We start from the raw sequence: 17,322 nt of genomic DNA, 5'->3' as shown, positions 1-17,322 counted from the left end.
ACTTGCCATACACACACAGCCGCCCACCCGCTCACTCTGCAGGCCCAACAAACGTATTCAGCGCCGTTGCAATCCTCTTGCGTCGCTCAAGCAAGAAAGCCTTGTAGCTTTCCACTTCCAGCAGCGATGCCTCAACCGGGATGCACTGTGCTGCGAACGCTAGCTCGCCAAGCTGGTCCACCAGCGGGGGCAGGTAAACCGCCGGGGCCTTGTCGCTGATCGCGCGATTCGTCTTGCCGCCGATGAATGCCAGATTGGCGATGTCATCCGCCTCGCGGGCAGTGAAGCTGGTCTTCAATACGGCTTTGGGAAAAATGTGATGGAACTGCAAGCGATGCTGGGCGCCCGAATGATCCAGAGCAATGGTCAATTGGCTGCACCAATCTTTCGCACCGGCAGCGCGGAAAGCCAGGAACATGGTCTTGAACAGCGCGCTACGCTGGTTGCGCCCTTCCAGCTCCTCTGCGGTAATGTCCAGACGGCCGAACTGCAGCCGCAGCCGGTCGATCAGCTCGCTCACCGCTCCGCCCTGACGAATATTTGCCAAATCCTGATCCAGAATGGTTTCGCTGGAACCTCGGGAGAAGCGGCCTTTGGCATTGGCCATCAGCGCCCAGTAGCGCAGCTGGCGGGCCTCATCGTTGCTCAGCGCATAGTTGCGGCTATGCCCGAAATACGCCAGCACCACCAGCAGGAAAGGCGACGACAACAGTGCCGGGCTATCGATGCCCAGATTGCTGCGCAGGAAGTTGAGCGCGAACTCCATGCCATTGCAGGCTTCTTTCCATGCTTTCTGCAGCTTCTCCACATTCAGGCTACCCACGATCTGAAAACGTGATTGACCGGTGGCAAACGCCATCAAATTCTTCAAGTGCAAACCGAGATCAAGGTCAAAGCCCGTCTTGGCGCATGCCTTCTGGAAATCCTGGAACGTCTGTAGCGAGTGCCGCCACTTGGCAGTGATCTGCGCCAGAGCCAGGTCGGAACTGCGCAGCTTGGCTCCAAGTGAATTGACCCGGACGAAGATCTCCGTGACCTCATCATAGGAAAGCGTGCGTTCCAGCACGTCCATCCGATAAACGTACTTGCGGATGCCACGTAGCCGGGCCAGGCGCTGGCTGTACTTCTCGTACCGCGGATCGTCAAAACCACTAATGCCAGCACGTTTGAGGAAAGGCGCATCGTTGTCGGTCTTGAACACTTCTGACACTTTCACCCAATGCGGCAACTGCTCCAGCTTCCTCGTGCCCACCACGAACGTCATCTTGTTGAAGCGCTTGAGCAGTTCGTCCTCGGTCGAGTCCGTCTCATCGCCAATCAGTTCGCTATCGTCGTCAGCATCGTCCTCGTCGTCGCCGTTCTCTTCCACTTCGGTCACCACCGCCAACTGGTCGGGATGTTCCAAGTTGAACAGCAAGTCGATAGGCCGGCGGCGACCACGCACCGATACTGGCTCGCCGCGAATGACGGCAGAGAGCGATGTCAGACGCTGCTGACCATCCAGCAGAAGCCGCGTACTCTGGTAAGGATTCGTGCTCTGGCTGATCGCGAAATCCTGCAGCGGTACAGCTTCATCCGTTTCCCAAAGCAGGACTGCGCCCGATGGGTAGCCGCGATACAGCGAATCCAGCAGATCGCGCACTCGCGTGGAGCGCCACACATACTGGCGCTGCATCTCTGGCAAGCGCAGTTCGCCCCGCTCGATCATTGATACCAGTTCTTCAACGCTTGCTTCGGCCTTGGCCATGTTTTTCCTTCGATCAGGCACCGAGCAGGAAGCGCTCGCGGTGCCACTGTAAATAATGCTGGTGCTCGCTGGCCAGCCAGCGCAACGTCATTCCCGAATGAATGCCAAGCCCAGGCAGATCGCTTTGGGACAGGCGGGGGCTGGTCAGAAGATGCCCGGTATCGTCGAAGCTGATCAGAAAGCGATCGAACAGCGCATCGAGATTGGCCACCAACAGAAAGCCGTTGAAGGCATCCAGCCGCTCGGCATCGTCGGCACATTCAGCCCAGGGTTTGGCATGGCTGGCACGCAGCGCTTCAGTCACAGCGACGCCGGTCACTGCGCAGGAACCACCCCAGTAGGTCAGCAAGGCATCGCGGTAACGCGCCTGCCCCACGCGCTGACGCACCAGGCGTTCGACTTCCGTGCCTAGTGCTTCGGCACGCATCGTTTCGACTGCCTGGGCCACGACCGCGTGGTAATCGCGCACTGCCTGATTCGGCAAGGCCTGCGACAGGCTGGCCGTGCGGCGCAGGAGAGCCGCCAAATCGGGCAGAGTCGGCACACAAAAAACGTCATCGGCTCTGGCCCAAGGTTGGAAGCTACGCAGCAACTCCGGCAGCAGTGCGGGCGTTGCCGGTTGAAAGCGTACCTCGAAGCCTCCGACCAATGCTGTCACCACCGCTTGGCTTCGATGACGGGCCGAAGCCAGTATCACCGCATCGCTAGCAGATGACAGCACGTGCTCGAAGCCGTTGTCGTGGCCGGCTTTTTCTGCCAACGCCCGCTGTAGTGGGTTCACCGCGGTATTCATGTCAAAGACGCCTGTTCTGTACCCACCCGCCGACGAAGCAAAAGACCATCCTCGCTATCGGATGACAGCCTGAGCCTCTCAAAAGACTTGAACGCGTCTGAGGGTTCAGTCGATGTGGTGACGACGTACTGGAAAGAATCACCTCTACTCGCTGCGACATGCCCGAGCAGTGACCACAGTATGGCCTCACTCATTTCCGCCTCGCGAGGTGAGTCGTGCAGCAGAAATCCAGGATGGAAGCTATCCGCAGATATGCTGTCGAGCAAGCAGGCGATATCCCCGGCCAGAATTTCCAGAACCTTGAAGGTTGTTGAATGCATTGGCCCCATCTGAAATGGATGGTTGCGGTGCTTATCCTCATCGTTGAAAACGCCCCACAAGAAAGAGGGCAACGACTTGGCAACAGCTTGCATAGACTCACTGATCGCCCGACGACGCCCCTTCACTGCCTCACGCTCCTTCTCATGCTGCATTTGAAGTTGCTCGTGACGGTGCCGAGTCGACTCCAGCTTTCGCTCTACTGTCACGATATCGGTTGACTGTGATTTTCCAGATGCAATGCTCTCGTAGTGTTCGTAGTCTTCGATGGCATCACTGAGAAGCTGGTCGGCTGACAAGGATTGTGCGTGCCTCGTCATGAGCTCAGCTTCCCGTTGATCGATGGCTGCAACTTGTGCATTCATGGGCGCTGTCTCGGCCTCCAGCTCATCCCGTCGGCGACGTTGGGGCGCCAGTTCGCTTTCAAGATCTCCTTTGGAGCGCTGATGCAGAATGATCCGCTGCTTCCGATCGATCTGCGCCTGCTCGACCCGCTCCATCACATGACTGCAATCCCTGAGCAATCGGCTTCCTGCGTCGCAGTGGGTGGGTAGCTGTTGTTGCAAAGACGATGCTTCTTCCTGAAGCTCGGCTACCCGCTGCATATCACCGGCCAGCATGGCTTCGTTCTGCTTGATCTCATTGCTCAGACGCTCAATGCCAGCTTTCAGCGGCGCACGCTTTTCCACCCACGCCTGACGCTGTTCCGCGAGCTCTTGCCGCTCAGCATCGATGGCCGACAGCTCCTGTTGATAAGCCTCATGACGCTGCTTGGCGATTCCGATCAAGTTTGGGTGCTCAAGCAAGCCGTCCTGCCGGAACGGAGTAGCGGCAGAGACATCGAGGCGGCGGGTCAGTTGGCGGCGCACGTATTTCAACAAACGCGCGGGCTCCTTGCGCAGTGCTTGCAACTTCGATTTCTGATCCTCCATCTCCCTGGCGGTGCTGTCCAGGTCGCGCAGTGTTGTCGCGTCAGTCAACAAACCCAGCACGATTTGCACGAGTGCTGCAGGCGACCTCGCTGGCGGACTGAATCCAACGCCATCGGCGCGCCACTGGTAATAGTTCTGGTATCGCGCATTCTGGTCGCGGGAACACCAGGCCAGAATCTGGTGCCACTCGATGGATTGCTTCGAGGTTGGCAACTCGCGAACGGGCAAAATTTCGACCAGATGCTGGCGCAGCGCAGCCTGGTAGGCACTGAACTCGTTCTCGGCTTCATTGGCTGCCAATTGACGCCAATCAGCAGATCGTGAAGCTCGATAGTGTTTCTGATGCAGCCACGGCTTCAGGACCGTCCACACCTCACCACCCATATGCACACGGGCGGCGACGGCCCCCTCTTTCAGCTCGCGACTGCTCAGCAGTTCGTCGCGTAAGGTCGAACCGCCGGACCAAAGCGGATCATCCAGTACGAAGCGCAACAACTGGCAGAAGGCTGTTTTCCCGACGCCGTGACCGGAGCTGCCCGCTCCAGGTGGCGACACGATCAGATTGAGCCCGCGCCGCAAGGGGATCTCGCGAATGAGGCGCTGGGATGTCAACGACTCTAGCAACCACATTGTTTCGACCCAGAGGCGTGGCTTAGCATGGTCTGTCGTCGAAAGCGTGACACCATTCATAGACACTTATCCCCTTTTGCGCGTTTCGTCTGTCTGCGCATTCGACGCCGAATCCGCCATCACTTCTGCCAGAGCGGTCTCATGGTGGCGACGAGCCTCGATCAAGTAGCGAGCCAGCGATGCGGTGCGATGATCGCCAATAATGTCGGCCAGCGCTTCCGGGTTGTGGATGGACAGCGGTGCCGTTGCAGCGACGCCCAACAGATCACGAAGCCAATCACAAATGAGCGTCCAGCGCTCTGTGTTCACCGGCCGCAGCCAATCATGCAGTCTCTCGGCATGTGGCGTGTCTTCCGACAATCGTCCCCCAAGAATGCGTCGCAGGCGATTATCGTCACACGGTCCGGCTTGCAGGAGCACGTCGCAGACCAACCCTGCCAGCCAGTCCTCGGCTTCGGTAGCGGGTGTGCCGCCTTGTGCATAAATTGGAAGGGCGGCCGTACGACGTGCAGGCTTTGGTGAGGGAGTCGTGAGGGGTTGTTGGGTTTCCAATGCATCCCAAGCTGCCAGGATCAGCCGTTGAGTACGGTATTCGCCGAACTCCTTCTGTTCCTTGTTCTTGAGCACACGGAAGGTTTCGCTGGGGTAGTCCTCGTCCATGACATCGGCGGGGTCGAGGATGTAACGCAGTTCGTCGCGGGTGAGACCGTAGAGTTTGGCGTACCAGGCATCGAGTTCGGCGCGCAGGGTGGCGCGACGGTCGGAGTCGAAAGGGAAAGGTTCGCCGTCGTAGCCCAAGTCTTTGGCCCAACTGGAGAGGTCATGGGCAGTGTAGGTCAGCTCCAGTACGCGCGGGACGATGAAGGCGAGGTCGGCTTCGGTGTAGCCAGTGGGAGCGAGTACCGGGAGCTGCTTAAAGTAGTAGAAACTGAAGTTAACCCCTCCCACTTTCTGTCTTGCGACAAAATCAAATGTAAGGCTTCCTAGGCTACCAAGGAGCGCAGCAGAGTGTTCGACTGAAATTGCCTCATTTACAAGCCACAGGAAAACACTGTCTCCTTGCGCACTTATGGGCATCACTGTTGCAATAGTTGTGCGTTCATCCGTAGCTCTCGCATTGCGGCGCCAGCCCATCAACCAATCCCGCTCCCACTGCCAGATCACGCGGCCATCGCGGTCGCGCTTGCATAGACGTTCTTCCACCTCGGTGCGACTGACCCAATAGCGAGGAGTGACGGTGAAATCCGGATCGGCCTTTTCAGGCAGTGTGACATCGCGACTGTTGCCGTCCACCGTGTAGGTAGCCCAGCGGTGGTCGAACTGGTGAATAAGCTTGGCCTCGTACAACGGCAGGTGGTCGGCGACTAGCTCGTCTTTGAACAGGTGACTGTCGTTGGACATGTCCAGCATGCGCATGAACGAAATGCCCCACGGATTCTGCTCAGGCTCCACCACTTTGGCTTGCTTGCCCTCGCCTACGGTTACGGCATCGCGCATCAGCACCGAGGCGGCACGGTATAGCTTCTTGGTCAGTTCCGCATCACGCTCGCTCCGAAAGACTGGGCACGTAAGTGTGTTGGGGTTGATGAGGCGGAACTCATCGGGCGTGAGGGTGAAGCAGCGGCGCGAGTCGGCCAGTTGGCTGACTTGGGAGGCAAAGCAGACGAACTCGGCCTGTTCCGCTGTGCCTAGGGTGAGCAGGCAAAACTTGTAGCTACGGTGCACGGAAGGAAACACCGCGTCGCGGTTTTCGATGTCGTAAAGGCTGACCAGCCTCTGGTTCTGGGTGATGTGGCCAAAGTACGCCTTGGTGCTGTCGTCGGTAGCAATGCCGGTCGGCACGATGAAGCCGGCGCGGCCACTGTCTGCATGGATTTGCAGGATGGTTTCGGCGAACAGCGCATAGGTGTTCACGTCGCCCACGCCGGTCAGTGGATAACGGCCGCCGTCGGTGCCTTTCACATGGGCAAACACGCTGGCCGCCTCCGCTGTGCGGCGGGCGGTAACAAATTCGCGGTAGAGGCGCTTCTCGGCCTCGTCCTCATGCACCTCATGGGCCAGGTTGGGGTGCAGGTGGCGTCCCAGGATGCCTTCACTGAGCCACTGGATGCGCTGGGCGCGTTCGGCCTTGTTGCGGGCTTGCGCCACGTCGCAGTGGCGGGTGGCGAAGAATTCTTCTTCTTGCAGCTTGATGCGCTCCCACGGCGGATTGCCTAGTACGCAGTCGAAGCCGCCTTGCGCGAATACCTGCGGGAAGGCCAGCGGCCAGTGGAACACGCGGGACTGCTCGCAGGCGTCGCGGGCCGCAATGATAGGAGCGGCATGCTCGGTCTTGGCGCGTTCTGGCGCGGTCAGTAGCGCGTGCAGGGTGATGCTGGTAGGTACGGCTTCTGCTGTGCCCTCCGTCTTCGGCAGCAGGTAAGCGCCCACCAGCGCATCGGCGGCTTGCGCCAGCGGGCTGTGAGCGGAATCCTCCAAAAAGTGGCGCCAGGCCTGTTCCTTGCCCACCACCTGTTCTGGCGTGTCGGTGGGCAAGGCCTCAATGGCGCGCAGGGCTTCCAGGCCACTGTGGTTGTCCACGCCCAGCAGCATCTGCATGCCTTGCAGATCCTTGGCGATCTGCTTGAGGCCGGCGGCGTTGGCCTTGGCCAGTTCTTTGCAGACGTCCTTGTCGTCGCCGCTCAAGGGCTTGAAGGCATCCTTGGCAATGCCTTTTTCCAGCACGTTCAGGTCGGTCAGGCCCAGGAGGGCGTCGCCCACTTGCAAGTGGTGGTCGAGAAAACCCAGCGGGCGGCCTTCCTCGTAGCCTTCCAGCCACAGTGCCATGCGTGCCAGTTCGATGGCCATGGGGTTGCGGTCAACCCCATAGATGCAGCGGGCCACAACTTCGCGCAGGGCGTGGCGGTAGTCCTGCGGCTGGATGGCACCTTCCTGCCCGCCTTCGAGGCTGCGGAACTGTGCCAGCTTTTCCGCCAAGCGGCGGGCGGCGGCCAACAGGAAGTGGCCGCTGCCGCAAGCCGGATCGACTACGCGGATGGTCAGCAGCGCCTCGGTGGGGTTGGCCGGATGAGCCGCCAGGCGCTGCTCGATAACGGGATCGAGTGCGCTCTTGATCAGTTCCTGCACCAGACTGTCGGGAGTGTAGTAGCTGCCGGTGAGCTTGCGGGCGTTGCCTGCGGTGCTGCCTTCTTCGGTACGGCCGACGAAGCCGAAAGTGCGTGCAGGTAGGTCGATGGCCGGCACCAGTTCCAGCAGGCTTTCATAGACGCTGCCCAGCTCTTCCGGCCCCATATTGCGGTAGTCTACCGGCGTGAGGCTGCTGCCCTTGCCCTGCGAGACCACCGCCCAGCGCAGATGTTGCAAGGCCGTGAGCAGGTGGGTGTTGTCTAGGCTGGCGGTATCCAGATCGGGGCATTGTTCGGGGGCAAACAGCCCGCCCAGCGAGGGCAGCGCCAGGCGCGGCTCTCCCCGCGCCAGACCACGGATCACGATTCGAATGGCCTGCCACTGGTCGTCATGGCGGGTGCGGGCGCGACGCTTCAGGCAGAGTTCGCGCAGGTGAGCCAGGGCATAGCCTTCGGCATAGGCGCGGCGGGCGGCTTGTTCCTCGGCGCTGTCTCCCTGCGGATGCAGCACGCCGCGCTCTTCCACGGTGAACACGAAAATGAGCCGGTAAATCAGGCGCAGCAGTTGTTGGAAGTAATCGTCCTTGCTAAGCGTGCCGTCGTTCAGGGCAGCACGCAGGGCGTGGTTGGCGGGGTGTTGCAGGAAGCCTGCGCCGAAGGTCAGCAGGGCCTGCTCGACGCCATTGCGCAGGCCGTCGCGCACGCGAGTGCCCTCCTGTTGACCTTCGCTGCGCCATTGCTCCCAGATGCACGCCGTAACGCTCTGGCCGAGGCGGGCTGCGCGGCTCGCGTGCAGCAAGCGCCAGACGTTGGCGAATTCGGCGTAGCGCTGGCCGCCGAGCAGGTCAGCCAGATCGACTTCGAGAAAACTGGGGCGGGTGAGGCTAGCCGCGTCGCGCAGCAGGCGCAGTTGTTTGCCATTGCTGACGATGCCCCATTGCAGCGGTTCGCTGGCGTTGAGCAATTCCTGCATGGCCTGGAATGGGGCCTTCTTGCGGTTGCCGCCGCCCTGCACGGCAAAGCACGCGTCGGCCTCATCCAGGCCCAGAGTGTGCGGGGCCACCAGCACGGGTAAAGTGCCTGCCATGAGGCTGACCGGGTAACGCAGTTCACCCACTTGCTGTGCTGACGCGGCTTGCAAGGCGGCGTAGCCAAAGGCATCGCGCAGCAGTTCGTGGACGAAGGCGGTGGTGAGCTGCGCAGCATCGACGTCGGCGCGCTCCAACTGCGCGGCAAAGTGCTGCCATTGGGCGCAGGCGATCTGGAAAGCGCGGCTGTATTCGTCCTTGAGCTTGACGCCCTTGGGGGTGCCATAGTCGGCCTCTAGCTGTGCGTTAGCGCGACCCTGAGCGGCTTTTTCCAGTTGATCGGGCAGGAATAGCCCCCCTTCGAGCTTGAGGGTGGGCAGGTTCAGCGTGGCCTGGGCCTTGCGGATGCGTTTCATGGTTGTTCTTCTCCAGGCCGAGGCTTATAGCGAGTCAGGCAGCAGCACGTACACGCCCATCACATCGACCGGCAGGCAGGGGCTGACGCTGTACTGGCCGACGTCACGGGTGGCTTCTCGCACGCGCTGGTGGTCGGCCAGCAGGGCATCAGCCCGCTCTTGGGCCACCGCTTGCAGTTGCTGCGGGTTAGCAGCGAGGAAGTCGAGCGCGGTGCGGATTTCGCGCTGTGCCGCCTCTTGCGGCAGGTTGCCGCTGGGCGTGCATTCGAGCAGGCGACTCACGCTGTCGTCAGCCAACCATTGAGGAGCGTTGCGGCCCTGCACAGCCAGGGCAACGGTTTCCTCCGCCATCATTTGGAAGGGTTCGCGTCGGCGCACGTAGCTGAGCTGGTGGCGCAGGCGCAGAAGGTAGAGCGTGGTGACGACCTCCACGTCATTGGTAAGAGTGGCAGCACAACGGGCGGCCAGCGGACGTTCGCCTCCAAGTGCGTCTTCCAACAGATGCTGGGCAAGAAGGCCAACCAGCGGGTGACTGCGGTGCAGTTCGCTGGAGTCGATGAACTGGGGTTTGTCTATGCCTTCGTCGGCCAAGCGTTGGCGCAGGGCTTCGGGGAGGTGCTGCGGCAAGAAGCGTGCAGTCTGCTTGCGACCGATTTCCAGTGGTGACCCTAATCGCACGCAAGCGCTTTGCAGGAAACGCTGCACGTCAGCCTGGGTGCCCAAGGCCTGCTGCTGTTTGTGCCATTCTGGCAGCACCTCGTCTGGCTTGATGCGGCGCTGGGCGAACACAGTGCGATTGGCCTTGGCTTTTTCCAGCGCGTCGCGCCATTGGGCTTGCAGAGGAGCGAGCAATTGCTCCGGCTCACCGAAGTCGAATGCGACCTGCGGCGATGCGGTGCGACTGTCGCTGCGTTTCATCAATGCCGCCTTGACCAAGGCGGCATTGATGCGGGCTTCGTCCTCGGGCATGGGAACGAGCACGCCGAGCTCCTTCTGAATGGCCTCGCCCTTCTTGAGGATGACGTTGAGCACGAAGCCATCCACCGGGTTGTCTTGCCCGTAGAGCATGGTGCAGCGCACTTCATCGGCCTGCTGACCGAAACGATCGACGCGGCCTTCGCGCTGTTCGTGGCGGGTGGGGTTCCAGGCCAGGTCGTAGTGGACGACAGCGGTGAACAGATGTTGCAGGTTGATGCCTTCGGAGAGGCAGTCGGTGGCGACCAGGATGCGTTGCTCGGCATCCTCCAACTCATCGACGCGCTCGCGGCGTTCTTCGGGGGTAAGCTCGCCAGTGACAGCATCGACGGTGGCCTTGGGGAAAGCGGCCTTGAGGTGTTCGGCCACGTAATGAGCGGTGGCGATGTAGCGACAGAACACCACCGGGTGGTAGCCATCCTTCACAAGAAGATCAATATGCCGGAGGAGCGCAGCCAGCTTTGGATCACCCGCCTTGCCGGAAAGACGTTGCGCGTCGGCGATCAGGGCTTGCAGGCGCGGCGCAGCGTCTTGCACCTGGGCAGGCGGCTCCAGATCACTACCAGAGAGGTCGTCGGCCTCGCCATCGTGCAGGCGCTCATCGCCGAGAAGCGCCTCATCCGGCACAGTGCCTTCCAGCCGTGTAGTCAACGCCTTGACGGCGGCTGCGGGCGACGATGCCACGCAGCGCAACAATGCCAGGGTGGCGTACCAGATGAGGCGCGCGCCGCCTTGCTGTTCTTGCTGCTCAACGGTTTCAGCCAGTTCGCGGCAGTAATCCTGCACGGCGTCGAAGAACGCGCCCCATTCGCCGCTGAGCTGGTAGGTGAGCTCGGTCTTCATGCGGCGGGGAAAACCTCGTCCGTCATGGGTCTCGGCCTGCCATTCAACGATGTCCTTGCGACGGCGCTGGACGAAGTGGCGGGCCAGTTCCTGACGCAGCGGGTCGGAGGCTGTCATGCGACCTTGTAATGCGGCAAAACGTGGATCGAGCAGCGACAGCAAGTTGTAGAAGGCGGTTTCGTCACCAGAGTGAGGGGTGGCGGTCAGGAGGATCAAATGTCGCTGCGCGTCACGGGCAAGGCGTTGCAGCAGCTCGAAGCGCAATTGCTTGCCCGCGCCACTACTGGCGCAGGTGTGGGCCTCGTCAACGATGATGCACTCGGGGGCGGTGGCGAGAAACTGTTCGCGATGGCGTTCGCTCTTGATGTAGTCCAGGCTGACGACCACCACGGGATGATGGTCGAACAGGCGCACTCCGTGCGGAAGATCACGTTCGATGCGGGATGCCGAAGACGAAGTCAATGCCACGGTCTGAAGGTTGAAGCGGGTTTCCAACTCACTTTGCCACTGCTCGACAAGGTGTGGCGGGCAGAGAATGGCCAGGCGGGCGATTTCGCCACGATCCATGAGCTCTCGTGCAATCAGGCCGGCTTCGATGGTCTTGCCGATGCCAACGTCATCAGCGATCAGCAGGCGTACAGTGGACAGGCGCAGTGCCATCAGCAACGGTACAAGTTGGTAGCCGCGAGGCTCCACCGCGATATTGCCAAAGGAGCGGAACGGGCCAGCGCCTGCGCGCAAGGTCATGCGTAAGGCATCGCGTAGCAACAGCGCTGCGGCATGGTTGCCGGCGCGTGCAGGATCAGGCCAGTCGAAGGTGGCAGGTTCGACGGGATGCAGTTCCAACTCAGGGATCAGGGCGATGCTTTCGTCATCAGCGCCGCTCAATGGGCGCAGGCGCAGCCAGTCGCGGCGGGAGTCGCTCTGCACCACCCATTCGCGGCCTCGGGCGCGCACTAGATTTCCGGGCAGAAAGTCGTGTTCGAGGATCGTCATGTGCGCTTATTCCCTGGTACCGAACACATCGGCGTGTGCGGCGAATTGTTCTGGCCAGCGTGAAGCGTCCGAGAAATCGAGCACCTGCCAGCCTTTGTCCTGCAATACGCTGGTGGTCTGATCGTCCACAGCGGACAGAAACACCAAGGCACGAGATGCTTTGTACTGAGCCGCCGCAGTGGCTACGCCATTGTTGACGGACACGTTGACCGCATCAGGTTGCACGCCCTCTGCCTGGCTGAGCGCGGACAGCCAGGCGTCTAGTGGCTCGTCTGCCAAGATCGTCGCTGCAACGGGGGCCGCGTTGCATTCCACAGGCTGTACCTGAGCATTAGCCAGCGCGACCAGCAGCTTGAGCGCATCCGCATTGCGACGGTTGATGTGTTCGTGATCCGGCTGGTTGAAGTAGGACAGCAGGCACTGATAGCAGCCGGCTTCGCACTGATGATTGCCAAGTGCATCGGTCTGTTCCAGCGACTGCAAATCGTCCAACTTCCAAATGCCGCTCTGCGGATTGCGATAGTGAATCAATTGCAGGGCATTGCTGGCTACGAGTGCAAGGTCGTTGCGATTGTTTGCCAGGCGAGTGAGCACACCCGCACCTCCTTCCGCCGCTTCGTAGAACAGCAAGGCGCGGCGCTCGTCGGACTTCGGCAGTGGCTCGACCACCAGTTCGGATTCCTCGATCTGGAAAGTCATTTCGATGCCGCGCTTGAGCGCGGCCTGCAAAGTGGCCATAGCCTCCAGCGGCAGGGCATGTACGGGAGCGAAGATCAGTAGATTGCGATGATCTTCCACAAAAGGAACGATGCGCTGGTTAGGCACCTTCTCCAGCAAAGCATCGTCGCCGCCCTGGTCGTCTTCCGCATCCGGTGCATCCTGCTTGCTCCAGGTGCCCGTGATGGGGTTGATGTAGAAGCCCAGTTGCTCCTTGTCTTTGCGCCTGCGCCAGCCGCGATTGATGCGCCAGATTTGCGCAGCCGGCGCGTAGGTGAGCTCGCCTAGCACGTCCTCGCCTTGTTGGATCGTGGCCTTTTGCTGCTGGATACGACCATCGGGGCCGGGTAGAAAGCGGTAGGTGGTTTGCAGTTCGAAGCCCTGACGCTGGCGCTCCTCGTCGTTGATGGAAATGCGCTCGGTGGCCACGGTCTCCACGGTTTCGATGCGGTAGAGCTCGCGCACCCAATCGTGCTCGGTGAGCAAGGCGTCGCAGTTCTCGCAGCGATTGACCAGCGGCTGTTCGCCGCCCGGCTCGCCGAGATGGCCGTAGCCACACTGGCTGCACACTAGAGAGGCAATAGTGGCCAATTGGCTGCTGCCGGAAATGTGGTCTGTATTGCCTACGTTGAGTTTGGCACGCACCACGCGATACATGCGGCCCTGGTGATAAATGAGGCTGCGGGGGCCGAATTCGGACAGTGCCAGGAAGCGTGGCCGGCTGACCATGCTGCCTTCGTCATCCTTGCCATTGGCGGCCTGGCCGCCACGGGCGGGAATCCAGGCCATCAGCGGCAGGCGCGGGAAGTTGTAGCCGGGCAGGAAGCCTTGGCTGGCCAAGTAGCGATATGTGTAGAAGTCATTGTTCTGGCCGTTGCCGGACTTGAGCAACACAGCGTACTGGCGCGCGGCGTCGCCGTAGCGACGCTGGGCATTCTGGCGTTCCGTGTGCGTAGCGGTATGGCTCTTGACGATGCGATCAGCCATATCCATCTGTTGGCGGGTAGCATCGAACAGCACGCGCCAGCGCTCCAGCGCCCCAGAGAACGCTTGCGCCGCATTGTCGATGACCTGGCGCACATAGTCAGAAGTGAACCAGGCGCTGCCTTCAAGCTCCCCCTCAAGCTGGTCGATGACCCGTCCCGCACTGGCCAAGGCCCGCAACTGGACAGCCTGCGCCCGGAGCGCTTCGTTCAAGGGCTGTTTCAGTGGTTTGCCGGACTGTTCAAGATCCAGCATGGGCGCAATGCTGTCGTCCAGCGGCACTTGGGTGCTGGCCAGCCAGACCGCTTGCAGATGGCTGTCGATGAGATCGCGGTTGCTCAGGTCGAGGGTTGGCGCTCGCACTACGCCATGCACCATTTGCTCGGCATTGTGGAAGAACCACTGGTCATGCGGACTGAGTGCCGCGCAGTAGGTGATGACGAGCGCCTGCTGACCCGAGCGACCCGCACGACCGCTGCGCTGGGCGTAGTTGGCTGGGGTCGGCGGCACATTGCGCAGGTACACGGTGTTGAGCGCGGAGATATCCACGCCGAGCTCCATCGTGGGAGAGCAGAACATTACCGGCAGACGTTCTAGCGGCGCTTCGTGGGCCGGGTTCTGCGCCCAATCCTGCCTATCTTTCTCGGTGTAGCGAAAACGCTGCTCCAGCAGTTGCCGGCGTGGCGCATCCACCTGCGCCGTGTGCTCTTGGGCCTCGAAGTCGAACAGCGGATGCGAGGGCCGACGCAGCAGATCGGCAATACCGAGATACAGGGTACGGAAATATTGGTTGATTCGATTACTGTCAGTTTGTGGCTGATCGGCAATCAGGCACCAGTCCAGAGCAGCTGCGTTTAGGCGCCAGCCTGCGAGCTGGGCGTCGATAGGTTGGCGCTGTACATAGCCATAGTCCTTGGCGGACTCCAGCAGCGCTTCGATCAGCTTAGCCCACTCAACATCTTTCCACTGCGCGACCTCGCTGGCGCAGGCGCTGTTACGCCAGAAGGCGGCCGTCTTTACTTGCCGTAGCAGACGGGAGCGTGGACCACCTGTCACCAAGTCGGTACGCGGCTTACCCTTGTACTCCGGGCGCTTACCGAGGATGAGATAGCGGCCAGTATCGAGTTTCTCGTCGGGAGCGAAGGCCCAACGTTCATTCAGGTAAGTGTGGGCATTGGTGCGTGCCTTGTCCTGCTCGACCGGGTCGAGGTAACGACTTTCCAAGCAAAGATGGCGGCGCAAGGCGTCGAACAGTAGTTCGAACAAAACTGTCCGCTGCACTGCCGTCAATTTGGTCAAGGTGCTGTTTGCACCAAAGATGCTGGCGTCAGCGCAAAAGCTCTCTAGGTCCCGATACCGAATCTGCAACAGGCCGAGTTGATCCAGATTCGGATTATTGAAGCGCCAGCCACGCCGCAGATCACGCAGTAGCCGATAGGCGATGATGAAGCGCAATGTGCGCTGCGCTTCTTGTCGGGCCAGTCCCATGAGCTTGGGGGCGCGTAGATACTCCACCAAGGTCGCTTCGTCGACCCCTTGAAAGCCGAGGGCCTTGAATGTGCTTTCGGCCAAGTGTTCTTCATCGAGTTGGCCACCGCTGCCTTGCAGTGCGCCGATCAAGCCGGCACGCAGCGTCAGCAGGAAAATGAAGTCGTTGAAATGCCCCGCCTGCAGAGCGGCGTCCTGGCGGTTATCGGTAAAGCCAAGCAACTTGCGTGGGTCAGGCTGCCCTGGCGCGGCTTCGGGAAATGCGAACAATTGTTGCAAGGCCGCCAGGGCAATCATGGTAGTGGCAGAAGAGCGTCCTTCGCCGGACAGACTGGAGAGGCGGTTGGCATCCTTGCCGTGGGCTTCGTGTGTCATACCGCAGTTCAGGCAGAAGCGGAACTTTCCTGGAATGAACCAGAACTCCGTCCCCGAGCCCGGTTGCCCTTTGGCATCGACCGTGACCATATAGGGAACGGCATTCTTGTAGGCTGGCTTGATTTTGGGTTCGCTACGGCTGAGGTCGATCCAGGTTTCCGGCAAGTCTTCGAGCAGGCCGCCGTATTGCTGCCCGGGCACTAGAGGACACAGGAAGCCATAGCTGGCGTCGTCTTCTGCTGCGATATCGTCGATTTCACGTGAGCTGAAGTTGACCGGTTGCTGTGCGTGCCAGACAGGTAGGTATTCCTGGCCGCAATCGCGGCAGAAGTGAGTCGGGTAAAGCAGCACATTCTCTTGCTGTCGCCCCGGCGCAAAACGCTGAGCATCGAGCGTGACATGGCGCTTACCTCGCGCCTCCAGCGTGGTGAGTACCTTGCCGGGACCGCTGATGAACTGGTGCAGCTTAAACGCGAAAGGCGGCCTGCCCTGGGGCGTGCGCACATCATGGGCAGCCACTAGAAAGCGCTGCAGGGCGGTGCGAGCGGCTTCAGGCGGGCAACGCGCGTCTTCGGCGAGACGGCGACTGGCCTCTTCCAACATCATGGGTCTCGCCCGCCTGGGAGGCTCGTCGGCAGGTAGTTCGATACCCAGGTTCAACTCCACCCAGATGGACAACGGATCATTGCGAAAGGCGTCGAAGTCAGCCCAGATATCCTGCTTCCGCGTAATGGCCGCCGGCAGTTCTGTGCGGATGGCGTTGACGTCCTTGAGCGGGTTGGTGACGCGCTCCAAGGTCTCGCCGATGACGTCATGCTCGCTAATCTGGGTGCCAAAAAGTTTGCTAGCCACGTCGGCTACCACACGATTGCGGTCGGCTTGGCTACCTGTGCTGGACATGGTGGCCGACGTGCCGATGCAGACCAGTTGCTCGGCTTTCAAGCGCTCTCGCAGGCGCCGAACTAGCAAGGCAACGTCCGCCCCTTGACGGCCACGATAGGTATGCAACTCATCCAGCACCAGGAACTCAAGTCCCTCGCAGTGTTCCACCACACGCCGATCCACTTCGTCGAAGCGCGTGAGGATGTACTCCAGCATCATGAAATTAGTGAGCAGGATATCGGGCGGGTCATCCGCAATGGCGCTGCGCTCCGCCCTGCTTTCCTGGCCGGTGTAGCGCTTGACGGTGAAGGGACGAAGCTCTGGCTCATAGCCATGCAGAAACTTGTCGAGTTCTTCCAGCTGGCTGTTGGCCAGAGCATTCATCGGATAGATGACAATGGCTCTGGTACGTGCTTTGCCATCGGATTGCTTGGCCTTGAGTATGCGGTCGATGATCGGGATGAAAAAGGACAGGGACTTCCCCGACCCCGTTCCGGTAGTGACCACATAGCTTTGGCGCTCCTGGCCTTTGGCCAAGGCTTCCATCTGGTGCTTGTAAAGATGCAGGGGTTCTGGCGAACCTTCAGACTTTCCGACCTGGAAGATCTCTGCGCAGGCAGCATGCAAGACCCCCTGAGCCGCGAGGTTTTGCACCGTACCTTGGCGTTGGTAATTCGGGTTGATCTGCACCAGCGGCTCAGGCCAATAGCGACCTTGCGCATATTGGTGTTCGACTTCAGCTTGGATATCAGACGCAGCAATGCGAACGAAACTGCGAGAAAAGCTGCCGTATCGTTCGATGAGCTGATCGCGGAATTGGAAAACGTTATCCATGGATATTCCTCACTGCTCCATCTTGTGGCCAATCACCAGAACCACTGCACTGACGGAGGCGCCTGCTGCGATGCGCTTCCGCTTCGTACGCCGCACCCCGTCCCTGCCCTTCACCCGGCCAGATGACTCTGTGCATACCAACGCTGCGCTATGGCATGGACCTATGAGAGCTTCAGCTGACCGCGCGGCGCAAATGCGGTAATCATAGCCATTAAATGCGGCATTTCCCACGCAATTGC

At 60.6% G+C, this 17,322-nt stretch carries 6 protein-coding genes; all 6 read right to left on the bottom strand.

Annotation, left to right across the window (positions count from 1 at the left end):
• Positions 1 to 31: 31 nt before the first annotated feature.
• From QP457_RS09360 to QP457_RS09335, 6 genes are read right to left on the bottom strand one after another with little or no spacing between them, the layout of a single operon-like run.
• Complete coding sequence (locus QP457_RS09360) at positions 32 to 1,747, bottom strand: DUF262 domain-containing protein (RefSeq protein WP_205405664.1); 1,716 nt, start codon at positions 1,745 to 1,747, stop codon at positions 32 to 34.
• A gap of 13 nt (positions 1,748 to 1,760) precedes the next feature.
• On the bottom strand, positions 1,761 to 2,540 hold the full coding sequence (locus tag QP457_RS09355) for an HNH endonuclease (protein ID WP_240196602.1): 780 nt from the start codon (positions 2,538 to 2,540) through the stop codon (positions 1,761 to 1,763).
• Positions 2,537 to 4,480 carry a hypothetical protein gene (locus QP457_RS09350; protein WP_205405665.1) on the bottom strand — a complete coding sequence of 648 codons (1,944 nt, stop codon included), beginning with the start codon at positions 4,478 to 4,480 and terminating at the stop codon, positions 2,537 to 2,539. Before QP457_RS09350 ends, QP457_RS09355 begins: the two co-directional genes overlap by 4 nt.
• A gap of 6 nt (positions 4,481 to 4,486) precedes the next feature.
• Positions 4,487 to 8,989, bottom strand: coding sequence for an N-6 DNA methylase (locus QP457_RS09345; protein ID WP_205405666.1), 4,503 nt, complete (start codon positions 8,987 to 8,989; stop codon positions 4,487 to 4,489).
• A 24-nt stretch (positions 8,990 to 9,013) separates the two neighbouring features.
• Positions 9,014 to 11,803: a helicase-related protein gene (locus QP457_RS09340; protein ID WP_205405667.1), complete on the bottom strand. Its 2,790-nt coding sequence runs from the start codon at positions 11,801 to 11,803 to the stop codon at positions 9,014 to 9,016.
• 6 nt (positions 11,804 to 11,809) lie between these two features.
• Positions 11,810 to 17,083, bottom strand: coding sequence for a DEAD/DEAH box helicase (locus QP457_RS09335; RefSeq protein ID WP_205405668.1), 5,274 nt, complete (start codon positions 17,081 to 17,083; stop codon positions 11,810 to 11,812).
• Positions 17,084 to 17,322: the final 239 nt, after the last annotated feature.

The sequence above is a fragment of the Stenotrophomonas sp. As-7 genome (assembly GCF_030291015.1).
GTDB lineage: Bacteria > Pseudomonadota > Gammaproteobacteria > Xanthomonadales > Xanthomonadaceae > Stenotrophomonas > Stenotrophomonas lactitubi.
This window is presented reverse-complemented; position numbering and strand designations above follow the sequence as displayed.

Coding starts and splice junctions, on each gene's coding strand:
- QP457_RS09360 (WP_205405664.1), bottom strand. CDS start 1,747: ATGGCCAAGGCCGAAGCAAGCGTTGAAGAACTGGTATCAATGATCGAG.
- QP457_RS09355 (WP_240196602.1), bottom strand. CDS start 2,540: ATGAATACCGCGGTGAACCCACTACAGCGGGCGTTGGCAGAAAAAGCC.
- QP457_RS09340 (WP_205405667.1), bottom strand. CDS start 11,803: ATGACGATCCTCGAACACGACTTTCTGCCCGGAAATCTAGTGCGCGCC.
- QP457_RS09345 (WP_205405666.1), bottom strand. CDS start 8,989: ATGAAACGCATCCGCAAGGCCCAGGCCACGCTGAACCTGCCCACCCTC.
- QP457_RS09350 (WP_205405665.1), bottom strand. CDS start 4,480: ATGAATGGTGTCACGCTTTCGACGACAGACCATGCTAAGCCACGCCTC.
- QP457_RS09335 (WP_205405668.1), bottom strand. CDS start 17,083: ATGGATAACGTTTTCCAATTCCGCGATCAGCTCATCGAACGATACGGC.